Origin of the sequence: Pseudomonas sp. MWU12-2345 (assembly GCF_023242385.1) — a bacterium.
GTDB lineage: Bacteria > Pseudomonadota > Gammaproteobacteria > Pseudomonadales > Pseudomonadaceae > Aquipseudomonas > Aquipseudomonas gingeri_D.
Genome location: NZ_JALLJA010000001.1, coordinates 1,436,298 through 1,452,017, shown reverse-complemented (window position 1 = coordinate 1,452,017; position 15,720 = coordinate 1,436,298). Strand labels below are relative to the sequence as shown.

Below are 15,720 nucleotides of genomic sequence, written 5' to 3'. Positions count from 1 at the left end.
CGGATTAAAAGGAAATAAAGATGGAACATGCAGAACGTCACCCGCTGGATAGCGCCATGCGCGCCCGGGTGCTGGAGGAGCTTGCGCGGATAGAGCGCGAGCGCAACGTCAAGGTGCTGTATGCCTGCGAGTCCGGTAGCCGTGCCTGGGGCTTTTCGTCGACGGACAGTGATTACGATGTGCGGTTTGTCTATGTGGAAAAACCGGACTGGTTCATCCAGGTCAGTGAGGCTCGGGATGTGATCGAGCGGCCCTTGGACGACGAGCTGGATATCAGCGGCTGGGAGCTGCGCAAGACCCTCGGGTTGTTGCGCAAGTCCAACCCGACCTTGCTCGAATGGCTCGACTCGCCCTTGGTGTATCACAGCGAAGAGGTCGCGACCCGGTCGTTGCGTGAACTGGCTGAAGCGTTCTATAGCCCGCCAGCCGCGCGCAATCACTACCTGTCGATGGCCAGGAAAAACTTCCGCGGCTACTTGCAAGGCGAGACAGTGCGTTTCAAGAAATATTTCTACGTGCTGCGACCTTTGTTGGCGGTGCGCTGGATCGACATGGGATTGGGTCGCCCGCCCATGACGTTCGATGCCCTGCTCAAGACCGTCGACGATCCGCTGTTGCTGGAGGAGGTTGATGAGTTACTGCGGCTTAAGCGCAGTGCGGATGAATCCGCCTACGGCCCTCGGCGTCCGGCGCTGCACGGGTTTATCGAAACACAATTGGAGCGTCCGGTACCGGTATTGCCGCGTACCACTGAAGACAGTCAACGGCTGGATCGCTACCTGAGGGAAATGGTTTACAGCTATGCATGAAGGAAGGATATGGAAAGGGATGTGATTGGCCTGGATGGCGCCATGGGAGGCGGGCAGGTATTGCGTAGCGGGCTGAGTCTGTCGATGGTGACGGGGCGGGCGCTGCGGATCGGCAATATTCGGGCAAAGCGCAGCCGTCCCGGTTTGATGCGCCAACACCTGGCGGCGGTGCTGGCATCCGCCGAGGTGTGTGGGGCGAAGGTGGAGGGCGCGCAACTCGGTTCGCAAAGCCTGTATTTCGAGCCGGGTCCGATTCGTGGTGGGGATTTTCGCTTCGCTATCGGTACGGCAGGGAGCTGCACGTTGGTGCTGCAAACTTTGTTGCCTGCTTTATTGCAGGCACCCGCGCCGAGTCGTGTGGTTATTACGGGCGGCACCCATAATCCATTGGCACCGCCGTTCGAGTTTCTCGAGCGTGCCTGGTTGCCTCTGTTGCGGCGGATGGAGGCGAAGGTCGAGCTGCAGCTCTCGCGCCACGGTTTTGTGCCAGCTGGCGGCGGCGAACTGGAGGCCTTTATCCAGCCTTCGTCGTTGAAGGCTTTGCAGCTGAATGAGCGCGGGGTTGTGCTTGCACGCGAAGCCTGCGTATTACTCAGCGGGGTTGCCGAATCCGTGGCCGAGCGCGAGTTGGCCAGGGTTGGCAGTCGCCTGGACTTTCCGGGTGAATCGCGTCGTACAGTGCTGATCGATCCGGCTGAAGGTCCTGGCAACGCGCTGTTGCTGGAATACCGCTGTGAGCAGGTGACCGAGGTGTTCAGCGCATTCGGGCAAGCCCGCTTGCGGGCCGAGGCCGTGGCGGACGAAGCGGTTGAGTCTGCCAGACGCTGGTTGAACAGCAGCGCCGCGGTAGGCGAACACCTGGCCGATCAGTTGCTGTTGCCCATGGCCCTGGCCGGTGGCGGGCGTTTCACTACGCCCGGCATGACCGAGCATCTGCACAGCAATATTCGCGTGATCGAGAGTTTTCTGCCGCTGAGGATTACCTGTACGACAGCGGCGGACGGGGTGTTGCACGTCGAGTGTCGCGCCTGATTCAGGATTCTTGCCGCCGGCGCCGAAACTGCCCCGGTGGCAGGCCCTGGGTGGCCTTGAAACGGCGTGAAAAGTAGGCCTCGTCGGCAAAACCACACAGTTGCGCAATCTGGCTCACCGGCTTTTCGCTGTTGAGCAGGTGCGTGCGCGCCAGGCGCATGCGGCGTTCCAGGACCAGCTCCGAGAAGGTGCTGCCGGTTTCCTTGCGCAGCAAGTGGGTCAGGTAGTTGGGCGACAGAAAGGCCGCCTCGGCGGTGTCCTTGAGGTTCAGCGCCGGGTCGGCGATATGCTCGCGCAGATAACTCGAGACCCGCGCCAGTGCATCCCGTCGGCCGCGTCGTGCCGCCTTGTTCGCCGACAGGGCCTGCAACTCGTCTGCATACAGGCTGCAGATCTTGCCGGTCAGTTGCAGCAGGCAGCCCTTGAGCGCCTGGCGGGTGCCAAGATCGCGACCCTGATCCAGCTCGCGCATCTTTTCCAGCAGGAGCAGGACTTCGGCGAAGTCATGGTCGGCGAGGATAAAATCCAGGTGCTCCTGATGCTGGAACGGTGACAGCTGCGGCAGGTCATGGATGGAGAGGTCCTCCAGGTCCAGCGGGTCGCAATGCAGGTGCGGCAGGAAAAACGCCTGGGAAAAGTTGATCAGGACAAAATTGCCGTCTTCCGGGTGCGGGATCAGGTGCAGGCGATGGGGCAGGATAAACGCCAGGGCCTGGCGCGGATAAGGCCGGATAGCGCCGCCGATGTGCTGCACGGTGTCGCCGCCCAGGTTGATCTGGATCTGGAAGTAGTCATGTCGGTGCGGGGTGACGATGGCCGGGCGCGCCTGTTTGTCACGGATATAGAAGTCCGGGCGGTCGCTGCGTTGCTGCATGCCATAGGTGCGCACACGGGAGGAACTCGACATCGACACTGTCCTTGAACTGAACCGGATGCGGACATTCTAAGGGGCGAAGGAGGGCTTTGCGACGCCACGGGTGGATTTTGGCTTGTGCTGGTTTGTCGACGCCGGTTCTTTTGTTTCTCTGGGGCGCGGAACTTTTCTGAGTTGATGTATCTAATTGTTTCTGGTTTGTCGGTTTTTCATTACAGCTGTTCGACAAGGCGCTGATTAACGGCGCGTTGCAGGAAGTTTTATTCTCAGGGATGTGTTGTGTTTTTCAAGCCTCGTTTGTGTGCCCGGTTGCGTGCCTGCGTGACCGGTCGGTCAGTTTTGCAACATTCGTTCTACCCCTTCGCAATCATCAGCCTGTCCGCCAGCCTCACGGCCATGGCGGCCGAGCCGGTGGCACCGGAACAACCGTTGCTGCGCCAGCAAGAGCGCGAACGGGTCCTGCGTGAGCAGCTCGACTCCTCCCCTGACGTACGCCTCAAGGCTTCCGCCGATGATGGCCAGGGCCTGCTGCCGGCCCATGAAGCGCCCTGCTTCACCATTCGCCATATTGTGCTCGAAGGCGAGGATTCGGCGGCTTTCCAGTGGGCCCTGCGTGCCGCCAACCCGGCGTCTGATCCCGCACTAGGTCGTTGCCTGGGTGCCGCGGGCATCAACCTGACCATGAAGCGCATACAGAACCTGATCATTGCGCGGGGCTTCGTCACCACGCGGGTGCTGGCCGCGCCTCAGGACCTGAGCCAGGGGACGCTTTCCCTGGTACTGATTCCGGGACGCATCAAACATATCCGGTTTGCCGACGGCACCCCGTCGCGGGCGACACTGTGGAACGCCATGCCCGCCCAACCCGGTGAGCTGCTGAACCTGCGGGATATTGAACAGGCGCTGGAGAACTTCAAACGGGTGCCCACGGCCGAGGCCGACGTGCAGATCACGCCGGCAACCGACACCGACGCCAAACCGGGTGAAAGCGATGTGGTGATCCTCTGGAAGCAAGCTTCCATTGCGCGCGTGAGCCTGTCGATGGACGACTCGGGCAGCAAGGACACCGGCAGGTATCAGGGCAACGTCGCGTTGTCGCTGGACAATCCGCTGAGTCTCAATGACCTGTTCTATGCCAGTTTCAGCCACAACCTGGGCGGTGGCAAAAGTGGTGATCGCGGTTCCGAAGGGCACACCCTGTACTACTCGCTGCCGTACGACTACTGGCAACTGGGGCTGACCTCCAGCGAGTACGACTATCACCAGACCGTGGCCGGGAACAATCAGAGTTATGACTATCAGGGTCACAGTAACAACAACGAACTGAAACTTTCTCGACTGCTCTACCGTGACGCCGTGCGCAAGACGTCGGCCTGGGTCAGTGGCTGGACGCGGACTTCCAGCAATTACATCGATGACACCGAAATTGAAGTGCAGCGCCGGCGCATGGCCGGGTGGCAGATGGGGCTGGATCATCGCGAGTTCATTGGCAGCAACACCCTGGATCTGGGCTTGAGCTATCGACGCGGTACCGGGGCGTTCCATGCCTTGCGCGCACCGGAAGAAGACCTCGACGAGGGGACTTCACGGTCGAAGATCATCAGCGCCAGCGCTCAACTGCAAAGCCCATTCCGTATCGGGACACAGCAATTTCGCTATATCGGCGCCTGGCGTAGCCAATGGAACCGCTCGCCGCTGGTGGCCCAGGATCGCTTCTCCATCGGGGGGCGCTACAGCGTCCGCGGGTTCGATGGCGAACAGATCCTCTCCGCCGAACGGGGCTGGACCTTGCGCAATGACCTGGGCTGGTTTGTCTTCCAGAACAGCCAGGAACTCTATCTCGGCGTCGATTATGGCGAGGTCGGCGGACACTCCGCCCAGTACCTGTCCGGGAATCGACTCGCCGGTGCGGTGGTCGGTATGCGCGGTGGCTACAAGCAGGTGTCCTACGACCTGTTCCTTGGCCAACCACTTATGAAACCCAAGAACTTTGAGACGGCCGATGTGACTGCTGGCTTCAATCTCAGCTGGTCATTTTGACGGAGGCAGATATGCGTTTTGGCAGTCTTGAAATCCTTGCACCCCAACTGTTCGACGAACCCTGGAACGAAGCGAGCGTGCTCGGCTCCGCCGTCTGGCTGTGGATGCACTCGGCGGCCCATCGCGATGCGCCGTTGCATAGCTTGTCGGCGCTGCTGCTGCCGGCGATCAAGCAGCGCCAGTTCATGCTCGCCAGCGAGCAAGGCAGGCCGGTGTTCTATATGGCGTGGATGAACCTCAGTGCCGAGGCCGAACAGCGCTATCTGCACAACCCGCCGGTGTGCATGCCGGAGGCCGACTGGAACAGTGGCGAACGTCTTTGGATCAGCGACTGGGTCGCGCCTTTCGGGCATACCAGGCAGCTATCGAAATTGCTGCACAGCCGTCTCTGGGCGCAACGCTTCGGCCGTCACCTGGGGCATCGGGGCGATGAGCGTGGCTTGAGTATCAAGACTTGGCAGGGCATCGGTGTCCTGCCTGCCGAAGCGCGTGCCTGGTTCGCCACCCACCCGCTGCCTTAGGTCTCACAACCCGCAGCTTTTTATCTTGATATCTGGCGCCTCTACGGATTGGCGCAGCTCAAAAGGAATTGGAACATTAACAAGCATCTGTATCGGATCATTTTCAACAAGGCGCGCGGCCTGTTGATGGTGGTGGCCGAAAATGTGAGCAGTGGCTCGAAATCAGCTGGCGGTCATGTGGCAGGCGCAGCGCCTGGCGTCGGCTGCGTGGTACGACTGACACCCCTGCGTTTTGCCTTGATGGCGGCGCTCGGCCTGATCCTGCTGGACGCCTCGTCGGCCCAGGCGGCGGTGGTCGCCGACCCCGGCGCACCTGCCGCGCAGCAGCCGGGCATCGGGGTGACCGGGAACGGCGTCACCCAGGTCAATATCACCGCGCCCAGCGCGGGCGGTGTGTCGCGAAATACCTATCAACAGTTCGATGTCGATCGGCGTGGTGTGATCCTCAATAACTCGGCGACCAACAGTCAGACCCAGCTTGGCGGTTGGGTGGATGGCAACCCGGCGCTGGGCAGGGGCACGGCGCGGGTGATCCTCAACGAGGTCAACTCGAGCAATCCGAGCCAGCTCAACGGTTATGTCGAAGTGGCCGGCTCCCGGGCTCAGGTGGTGATCGCCAACCCATCCGGGATCAGTTGTGACGGCTGTGGATTCATCAACGCCAATCGCGCGACCCTCACCACCGGCAAGGCGCAGCTCGAGAACGGCGAGTTGCGCGGCTATCAGGTCACCGGCGGCAAGGTCTCCATCAACGGTGCCGGGATGGATACCCGCGACAGCGACTACACCGAAATCATCGCGCGCACCGTCGAGGTCAATGCCGGTATCTGGGCCAAGGACTTGAGTATCCAGGCCGGCAAGACCGCCGCCGACAACAGCACTGCGGCTGTACCCGTGGTCGGCATCGATGTCGCGCAACTGGGCGGCATGTATGCGGGCAAGATCGTCCTGGTGGGCAATGGCGCCGGTGTCGGGGTGCGCAATGCCGGGCAGATCGGCGCCAGTGCCGGCGAGGTGGTGATCCGTGCCGATGGACGTCTGGAAAACAGCGGACAGATCAGCAGTGCCGGTTCGACGCAGGTCGAGACAGGCAGCGGAGTCCAGAACAGTGGCACGCTGTACGCCAAGGGCGACCTGACGCTCAAGACCACGGCCGACATCGACAACAGCGGTATCGTCGCCGCCCAGGGCAATACCCGGGTGGCGGCCGTGAACCTGCGCAGCACCAGTGGTTCGACCCTGGCTGCCGGGGTCGACAGCAGTGGCAAGCTGGGCCAGACCGGCTCATTGACCCTGGACGCTTCGGGCCAGCTCAGCGCCAAGGGGCAGAATATCGCCGCCGAAAGTCTGCAGGCCCAGGCGGCGGCCGTCGACCTGAGTGACAGCCAGACCTCCGCCGCCCAACTGACACTCACCAGCGGGCAGGGCGATATCGACGTCAGCCGGGCCCGCGTGTCCGCGAAGGGCACGCTGACCGCCACAGCAGCGAAGGTATTGCGCACCGATGGCGCCACAGTCAGTGCGGCTCAAGTAGGGATCAAGGCCGGTCAGTTGTCCAACGTGAAAGGCGAAATCCTGCAGAGCGGCCTGTCACTCGCGAGCATCGATTTGCAGGGGGCACTGGATAACAGCCAAGGTGTGATCGCCAGCCAGGGCGCACTGAAAATCACTGCCGCCTCGCTGAGCAACTACCAGGGCAGTATCGGTTCGGTGAAGTCGAGCCTGACACTGACGGCCACGGACGGTTTGCTGGACAACAGTAACGGTCACCTTCAGGCGCTGCAATCGATCGCGCTGGTCTCGGGCCAGTTGCTCAACACCGCTGGTTTCGTCGGTGCCGGGCAGGCCCTGGACATCACGGCGGGGAGCATCGGCAATGGCGGCGCTGGGCAACTCCAGAGCGGTACCGATGCGACAATCGCGGCAACCAGCCTCGACAATCACGGCGGGCGCATCGAAGCACTGGGTAACCTCAAGTTCACCATCGACGGCAAGCTCGATAACAGCGGCGGCCTGATTCGCACCGGTGCCGATCTGTTGATGACCGCGGGGCAGATCGACAACGCCGGCACCCAAGGCCTGGATCAAGGCATTGAAGGGCGCACCATCAGCCTCAACGCCGATCAGTTGGGCAACCAGGTCGGCTCGATCATTGCCGATCAGGCCTTGACCGTGACCGGCAGCGGCGTGCTGGACAACCAGTCCGGGAAGATCTCGGCCGGTACCCAGTTTCTGCTGACCGACCGTAACCTGGCGGCTAAAACCCAAACCGTGAGCAACCAGGGCGGCACCTTGGTCGCGGGGCGCTCGTTGACGCTCAACAGCGCCAGCTATACCGGCAACGGTCGGGCCTTGAGCCTGGGTGATCTGTCCTTCACCCTCAATGGCGATTACCTCAATACCGGCCTGCTGCAGGCCAATGGCAATCTGACCCTGGCCACCACGGGGGGACTGAGTAACCAGGGCAGCTTGCAGGCGGGTAACCTGCTGACGCTGTCGGCCCGGCAAATCGATAACGCTGCCGCCGCTGAGATCAGTGCCTTGCAGGTACAACTGAGTGCCAGCGAGTCGCTGGTCAACCGCGGCCTGATCGACGGCCAGTACACTCGGCTGAGCGCGCCGACCTTGAGCAACCTGGGCACCGGACGAATCTACGGTGACCAGTTGGCGCTGGCGGCGGGCACATTGACCAATACCGTCGAAAACGGTACGGCGGCGGTGATCGCCGCTCGTGTGAGCCTGGATATCGGTGCGCAATACCTGAACAACAGCGAACATGGCTTGATCTTCAGTACCGGAGACATGGCCATCGGTGGGGCGCTAGATAGCGCCTACCACGCGACCGGTCAGGCCCTCGAACTCAATAACGCGAGTGCGACCATCGAGGCCCTCGGTGCCCTGACGTTGAACGCGGCCTCGGTGCGCAACACCAACGAACACTTCTCGACACGTGAAGTCGAGGTCTCGCGCCAGGCGCTGCAACAGTATCAACTGACGGGCTCGGTCAATCGCTACGATCCGAATCAGATTTCGACCTATAACAACGAAGTCGACATTCTGGTGACACCCGAAGGCAGTAATGACGACTGGAACCGCTACGACCTGACCCGCGTCGTGACCCAAACCCAGATTGCCAGTTCCGATCCCGGGCAGATACTCGCCGGCGCCAATCTGACGATCAACGCCGGCCAGGTCCTCAACGACAAGAGCCGGATCATCGCCGGTGGCGTGTTGCAAACCAACGCCAACAGCCTGACCAACACCGAAGTCGCCGGACAGCAGGTCACCACGGACAGCGGCGCACTCGAACACTTCTATCGCATCCAGCGCAAAGGCCGCGACCGTCAGGGGATCGACTCTACCGCCTACAACCCGGCGCCCAGCGTGCAGGCTATTTCCTTGCAGCCGACGGTCTACGAACAGAACACCGCGCCTCAAGGCAGTGGCCCCCAGGTTGCAAGCCTGAACCTTGGGGCGGTGGGCGCTACCGAGGTGTCCAGCCGTACGATCCAAGCGCCAAGCCTCACGCCGATCAGCGAAGTATTGGCCAACGCCACCAACAATGTCGGTGGCGTGGCTGAGCGTATTCTCACCGGCGGGGTGAACAGCGCCTTGCCGGACAACGCGCTGTTTCGTTCGATGCCCGGCAGCACCTCCCGTTATCTGGTCGAAACCGATCCGCGCTTCACCAACTATGGCCAGTGGCTGTCCTCGGACTACATGCTCGGCCGGCTGAACCTGGACCCGGCGGCGACCCAGCAACGCATGGGTGATGGTTTCTATGAGCAGAAATTGATTCGCGAGCAGGTGGCGCAACTGACCGGTCGCCGTTTTGTCGACGGTTATGCCAGTGACGAAGCGCAGTATCGCGGCCTGATCGACAACGCCGTCACCTACGCGAATAACTGGAAGCTGATTCCCGGTGTCGCCCTGACCGCGCAACAAATGGCCCAGTTGACCAGCGATATCGTCTGGCTGGTGGCCAAGGATGTGACGCTGGCCAGTGGCGAGGTACGCAGTGTGCTGGTGCCGCAGGTCTATGTGCGGGTCCGTGACGGCGACATCAACGGCGCCGGCGGCTTGATGGCCGGGCAGCAACTGAACCTGAACGTGACGGGCAATCTGGTCAACAGCGCGAGCTTGTCGGGACGGCAAGTGGTCTCGATCAAGGCGGACACGCTCAATAACCTGGAAGGGCGTATTCAAGGCAGCGCCGTCAGCCTTGACGCGACGCAGGACCTGAACAACCTCGGTGGCCGGATTGCCGCCGACAAGAGCCTGATGGTCAGCGCCGGGCGTGATCTGAATGTGCAGTCCAGCACGCTCACCACCCACAGCGCGCAGGGTAGCCAGACCAATCTTTCGCGGGTCGCCGGTCTGTTCGTTTCCGATCCGGCGGCCAACCTGATGGCCACCGCCGGACGTGATATCAACCTGCAGGGCGCGCAAGTGGTCAATAGCGGCAGCGCCGGTGTCACCAGCCTGTCCGCCGGTCGTGACCTGAACCTGACAACGGTCATCGAGAGCCGCGACCAGAGCAACCACTGGAACGCGGACAACTGGCGCACCGAAGCGAGCCGCAACGAGAGTGGCAGCAGCCTGCAGACCCAGGGTGACCTGGGCCTGCGCGCCGGCAACGACATCAATGCGCGTGCCGCCAGCCTCAGCAGCACCGCCGGTACCGTGATTGCCCAGGCTGTGCGGGACGTCAACCTGACGGCCGGCGAGAACATGCGCAGCGCCGACGAAGCGCACAAGGTCAAAGGCAGCAATGGCTTCCTTTCCAGCAAAACCACGACCACCCGCGACTCCGTCACTGAAACCACCGCCCAGGGCTCGCACCTCGATGCGCAGCAACTGGCGGTCCAGGCTGGACGCAACCTGGTGGTTCAGGGCAGCGAAGTGATCGCGGAGAAAGGTGCGGCTCAGCTTTCGGCGGGTAACGATCTTTCGATTGTCGCCGCTGTCGACAGCACGCAGACGCGCCACGACAAAGACAGCAATAGCCGCAGCCTGGGTGGATTCAAGGCCAGCAAAGTGACCGATAAGGTCAGCGAAACCCGAACCACGGCGGTGGGTAGCCTGGTCTCCGGCAACAGCGTCGATGTCCAGGCCGGGCAGGATGGACTGGTCCGTGGATCGTCGCTGGTGAGCACGGCGGATATCACCGTGAGCGCGGGGCGTGACCTGCAGATCGATGCGGCGCAAAACACCTTCACCCGCAACGAACTGCACAAGGAAAAGAACCACGACTTCACCGGCGTGCTGACGGGGAACAAGCTGGGCCTCGATGACATGACCGGCAACCAGCACCTGTCCATCAGCAGCCAGAACCATACCGGCCAGTCCTCGGAAACCACCTTGACCGGCAGCACCCTTGGTTCCAGTGCAGGCAATGTGTCGCTTAGCGCCGGTCGCTCGCTCAGCGTGACCGCCAGCGATCTGGTCAGCACCCAGAGCATGAGCCTGACCGGTGCCAATGTGACCATCGCTGCCGGTATGGAGAGCGCGAGTCAGAGCAGCACCGACGAGACCCGCAGCCTGGCGGTGGGGCGAGTACTGGGCGGCATGGTGGTCGATAGCTACAACACCATTCGCAGCGCGATACAAGCCGCGAACAGCGCGGACGATCCTCGACTCAAGGCGGTCAAGTGGGCGCAGGCGGCGTTGGCGGGTTACAACCTGGGGGGCACGGCGTCAGACGTCTACGATGCTATGTCGGGCTATGCCAACAAGGCAGGTGGTTCTGCCAGCAAGGGTTCGTTGATCAAGATCGGCACTGAACTGGCGAACACCCACAACACCAGTACCAGTGAGTACGACAGCCAGACTGCCAAACAAAGCTCGCTCACGGCGGGTAAAACCTTGACGATCATCGCCGATGGCAGCGCGGCGGGAACGGCAGGCGATATTCATGTCATTGGCAGCGGCATGAAAGCGGCCGATACACTGTTGCTGGCGAAGAACAACATCACCCTGGAAAGTGCGCAGGACACTGCGAACTGGGCCAACGACAGCAATAACGATAGAACCGCGATCGGTGCCAGTTTCAATATCGGTGAGCAGAATGGCTTCACCCTCGACCTGGGCGCATCCATCGCCAAGAGCCTGGGAGACGGGGGGGCTGTAACCCAGGTCAACAGCACCCTCGATACCGGCTCCCTGGTCCTGCGCAGTGGTCAGGACACCACCTTGGCTGGCGCGCAGGTCCGGGCGAACAGCATCAAGGCGGATATCGGCGGCAATCTCAATATCACCTCGCGTCAGGACAGCGAGACCCAGAAGAGTGAGCAGGGCAGTGCTGGTTTCGGCGCGAGCATTTGTATTCCGCCGTTCTGCTACGGCTCGACGGTGACGGCTTCCGCCAGCTTGGCGGCGGGCAACATGAACAGTAACTACAAGGCCGTGACGGATCAGAGCGGGCTGTTCGCGGGGGCGGGTGGTTACAACATCCATGTCGGTGACAACACCATCCTGCAAGGCGCGGTTATTGCCAGTGAAGCGTCCGCGGACAAGAACCTGCTCAACACGAATCGGTTGATTGTCAGCGATATCAAAAACACCAGTGAGATCAAGAGCCAGTCGGTTGGTGTGAGCGTGTCTGCAAGTTCCGGTGGTGATGGAGGGCCAACGGCCTCACTGGGTGGTTTGTTTGGTATTGCACTGACCGACTCGGATCACAACAAAACCCGCAGCGCCGTCAGCGAGGGCGCGATAGTCGTACGTAGCGCCGAGGGCGCGAATGATCTGGTTGGGCTCAACCGCGATACCGCGAACGCCAATCATAAGTTGGACAAGCCCGACGAAAAGGCCATGCAAGAGCGGATGGAGCTTGTAAGGAGTTCGGTAGAACTGGCTAATGGTCTTGCTGATGCTATCGCCACGGCAAAAATGAAGGCGGCTCAAGATCCCAATAGCGAAGAGTCGAAGTCTGCCCGACAAGCGCTATTGGACAAGGGCAACGCTGACCCGAGCAATGAGCAAATCGCCGAGCAGGTCAGCCAGGCATACGGTGTGGGCAGCAGCTTCAGAAAAGCAGCCCAAGCCGTCACCGCGATTGTTGAAGGGGTGGCTGGTGGAAATATTGGTGGGGCTTTAGCGGGAGCGGCAGCACCTTATCTTGCCCAGACTGTAAAACAGATGACGGAGGGCGACGATACCGCGAATCTGATGGCTCACGCTGTTCTGGGGGCGGTGTTAGCCAGATCGGGAGGCAATTCGGCGCTAGCGGGTGCTGCTGGCGCAGTTGTGGCCGAAGAAACTGCACGCCTGATCAGGAAGGACCTCTACGGTGACATCAGCAATGATAATCTGACCGAAGAGCAGAAACAGACGATTTCCAGCTTGTCCACATTGACAGCGGGGATCGCGGGGGCGGTGACGGGTAATAATTCGTTGAATGCGGTAGCGGCGGCACAGGTTGGGAAAAATGCGGTAGAGAATAATTACCTGAGCGTGTCAGAAGCAAAAGAAAAGAAAGGGCTTGAGTACAAACAGTTGCACGAGCCGCTCACGCCTGAAGAAACTCAGAAGTTAGCCGAGATAAATCAGCTTGATAAGGATAGAAATGCCGCTATTCAGTCTGTCTGCACTGCTGGGAACAAGTCGGGGGCCGCTTGTGGTGCCCTGCTAGTAACTGCGCAAGATGCGTTGAAAGAGTATGGGGGGAACGTAACTTATAACTTGTTGTATAAAGATTTATACCCGAATGATGCAAGAAATGTTGAAACTATTTTGCTGGGGTTGGATCATGAAAGTGTGACGCGAGATGCAGCCATCACTGCAATGGCAAAAGAGTCAAAGCTAAGCTGGGAAGAGCAGGCAAGTCGTTATGATACGGCAATGACTTTGCAGATATTGACAGCTACGCTCGCGGGATACTCTGGTTTCAAGGCGTCGTCACCTGAAGCACCGGTGACAAATGATATGGCACTGGGCGTTGCGGCGAAAGAGGTCGGTGGTGTACAAGGGGCAGTAGATGTAGCTGAGATTGGTGCGAGCGCAAAAGGTTCGACTGGGAAGTCTGCGTGGGCCAGCTCTGAAGGTCCGTATAGCGGAAAACTTTCTGGAGATTATCCTTCAACTGTTAACGGGCAGGTTGTAGATGGCATTGGGGACTTTAGTAGCGGGCTAGGGGCAAGTAGAGGAGTGGCTGCGATTGATGAGGCGGCAGCCGCGAGTTCGACAGGGAAATTATCAAATCTCTTTCCTGACGATCCGGCAATGCCAGGGCCTCGGTATAAATTGATTCAAACTGAAATGGGGGATTTCAAATATCAGATGCCAAACGGCGATCTCCGTACGCCTAAAGGGGTGTTTGATTTTGTTCAAGTTGACGGTGAAATAAGAATTGCACCACCTAAAAATGATCCTGATGTCTCGGGGCATTTGTCTCTGTCAAGAGGTGCTGATGTTGACTATGCAGGTACAATTCAGTTTTCACAGAAAGGCAGCCTGAAATTCTGGGATAACAGCTCAGGGCATTATCAACCATCAGCTGCAGGAGCATCTGTGGTAAAGTTGCCATATGATCTCTTTAAACCTATAGGTGAGTAACGATCATGAGTGAGCCTATTGATCTTGCAAAGAAACTGGCGACTCAACTTGTTGAGCGCCGACTGCCAAATCTAGAAAACGATTTGGCTAAGGTTCTCAGGGGGTTGGGCACGGAGCATAAGTTGGAAATTATTATGCAGATCATGCATAAAAATGTACGAGCCGCTGCCGCCTTAGCTGCTAGAGGGGATTTGTCTGCTGAGCAACAGATTTTGCTGCTACAACATCTATTGGAAACTGGAGGGGCGAATGCGATGAAATTCATGGTTTCAGATGTATTTGTCCGACGGATGAGCGCCAAAGTTTTTTTTAATTACTTGTATGAGCGCCGCGTACAGTTTCCTGTCGAGGTACATTTTGCGATTTATTATTTTCTGGGGGCTGGGAAGATTGACTCAGAAACTCGTATTTCTATGCGGGCGCTACTTGTTGAAACAAAGCCTTCAGCGCCTGGGGGCGATACGCCAGTTGATATGCAGTAATGATAGCGCTCAGATTCCTTATGTGGCGGTAAATGTGGATAGGCCTCAAATGAGGTTGTATGATAATCGAACAGGCTGGTGTTTTTGATGCTATTGGCGTTGATGAAGAGGCGAGGGAACTTGTTTTAAGGCCTAAAAAAGGACGATTTATTTTTTATGCGTGAGTGAGCGGTAGTCTTGTCAGTCGCGTCTGAAAATAAATCCGTCCCTTTTTCAAGTTACCTTGTCAGTAATTTCTTACAGTGATCCGGCAGTCAAGAGATAATATGGAATTCAGTATGGATGGACGCGCACAGAAACACTCTCCCAATTTGGCCAGCCCAATTCGTCGATTAGCTGCTCAGATCATTGACTCAGTCATCGTGCTTTTTCTGATTTCTGTCATCATCACGGTTTTGAGCTTTGTAGGCCCGTACAGTATCGCCTCTCTCGTGGGGATGGTCGTCGGTGGCGGATATTTTTTATTTTCTGACGCTATTTGGGATGGCCAAAGCATTGGTAAAAAAATGATGAAGATTTCAGCTGTTGATGAGTTCAGCCTTTTAGGCTGCAGCTATCTTCAGTCATTTGTTCGGAATTTTTTGAAGTTTAATCTGCTATTTATAGATTGGGTGTTCGTATTTTTTGGAGGGCGGAAAAGATTGGGGGACATGCTCGCGTCGACAGTAGTGATCAACGCAGAATAGGTGTTATATCTTTCGATATCGCAGAGTATTGAAAACGGTTGATTCCTCTCACAACTGCTGATGAAGTGCAAAAGGAAAGGGTAACGTTGTCTGCTCCTGAAATACCTCAGTCGGGCGGCAAGTAATTTTTAATGATGTACATGGAGTGTTTATGAAAAAAACGTCACTGCTAATGTTGAGCCTGATTCTGATATTGTCTGGGTGTAAATCCAACGTCAGAGACTCTTCCCCCAGTTTGCTCAAGGACGGTATCCAACTGCGCCAGAACAAGGTGGTCGTCGATGCGCAGCACGCCAAGGTCATCATGAAAGCGTCGGGCGCCACCCACCCAGTAGAGTTTTCGATCAGGCGCGCAACGGATCCTGACCAGCGCATGGATGTACAGGGAACTGTAGTGGATACCGGTCGGGGCAAGGTGTTCGGCTGGATTGCCACGCTCAACGAAACGGTTAGCAGCGCAACTTTGAAGCGCTTCCCGCAGTTGGAGGTACAGGCCGACGCCGATCAACCGTTCGTGGTCTCGGGTTACGCCAGTGACGAGAGCATTGGGCGTATCTACCGATGTGGCCCGGTTAGAAGCACATTCACACCGGAGCGAAGCAAGGTCTATCTGGTGGAGTTTCAGTTTGTGGGTGACCGCTGCGAACAGCATGTCTACGATGTCACCCAGTCAGAGGCGCGTATTCCCGTGGCGAGCGTATCGGGCCTTTGAGTCCGATT

9 protein-coding genes are annotated in these 15,720 nt (G+C 58.8%); 8 read left to right on the top strand and 1 reads right to left on the bottom strand.

The features are described 5' to 3' along the window. The first annotated feature begins 20 nt into the window (after nt 1-20). Together M5C71_RS06090 and rtcA are read left to right on the top strand one after the other, a co-directional pair. Entirely contained in the window at nt 21-809 is a 789-nt protein-coding gene (locus M5C71_RS06090) for a nucleotidyltransferase domain-containing protein (protein WP_177098861.1), read from the top strand. Between the two features lie 9 nt (nt 810-818). After that, on the top strand, nt 819-1,841 hold the full coding sequence (gene rtcA / locus M5C71_RS06085) for an RNA 3'-terminal phosphate cyclase (protein ID WP_152742255.1): 1,023 nt from the start codon (nt 819-821) through the stop codon (nt 1,839-1,841). A 1-nt stretch (nt 1,842) separates the two neighbouring features. On the opposite strand, the gene M5C71_RS06080 is transcribed toward rtcA, so the two are convergent. Beyond that, complete coding sequence (locus tag M5C71_RS06080) at nt 1,843-2,748, bottom strand: AraC family transcriptional regulator (RefSeq protein ID WP_152742254.1); 906 nt, start codon at nt 2,746-2,748, stop codon at nt 1,843-1,845. A gap of 306 nt (nt 2,749-3,054) precedes the next feature. On the opposite strand from M5C71_RS06080, the gene M5C71_RS06075 reads away from it, so the two are divergent. From M5C71_RS06075 to M5C71_RS06050, 6 genes are all read left to right on the top strand, one after another. Next, the gene (locus tag M5C71_RS06075; RefSeq protein ID WP_248764455.1) at nt 3,055-4,755 is read left to right on the top strand and encodes a ShlB/FhaC/HecB family hemolysin secretion/activation protein; all 1,701 of its coding nucleotides are present in this window, start codon (nt 3,055-3,057) and stop codon (nt 4,753-4,755) included. Nucleotides 4,756-4,766: 11 nt separating this feature from the next. Continuing rightward, entirely contained in the window at nt 4,767-5,276 is a 510-nt protein-coding gene (locus M5C71_RS06070; RefSeq protein ID WP_152742253.1) for a toxin-activating lysine-acyltransferase, read from the top strand. 48 nt (nt 5,277-5,324) lie between these two features. Beyond that, nucleotides 5,325-13,832 (top strand): hemagglutinin repeat-containing protein, encoded by an 8,508-nt coding sequence (locus tag M5C71_RS06065; protein WP_283093916.1) that lies wholly within the window; start codon nt 5,325-5,327, stop codon nt 13,830-13,832. Between the two features lie 5 nt (nt 13,833-13,837). After that, the gene (locus tag M5C71_RS06060) at nt 13,838-14,314 is read left to right on the top strand and encodes a hypothetical protein (RefSeq protein WP_248767454.1); all 477 of its coding nucleotides are present in this window, start codon (nt 13,838-13,840) and stop codon (nt 14,312-14,314) included. A 266-nt stretch (nt 14,315-14,580) separates the two neighbouring features. Beyond that, on the top strand, nt 14,581-15,000 hold the full coding sequence (locus M5C71_RS06055) for an RDD family protein (protein WP_248767453.1): 420 nt from the start codon (nt 14,581-14,583) through the stop codon (nt 14,998-15,000). Nucleotides 15,001-15,151: 151 nt separating this feature from the next. Beyond that, nucleotides 15,152-15,712 (top strand): hypothetical protein, encoded by a 561-nt coding sequence (locus M5C71_RS06050; RefSeq protein WP_248767452.1) that lies wholly within the window; start codon nt 15,152-15,154, stop codon nt 15,710-15,712. The last annotated feature ends 8 nt before the right edge of the window (nt 15,713-15,720 follow it).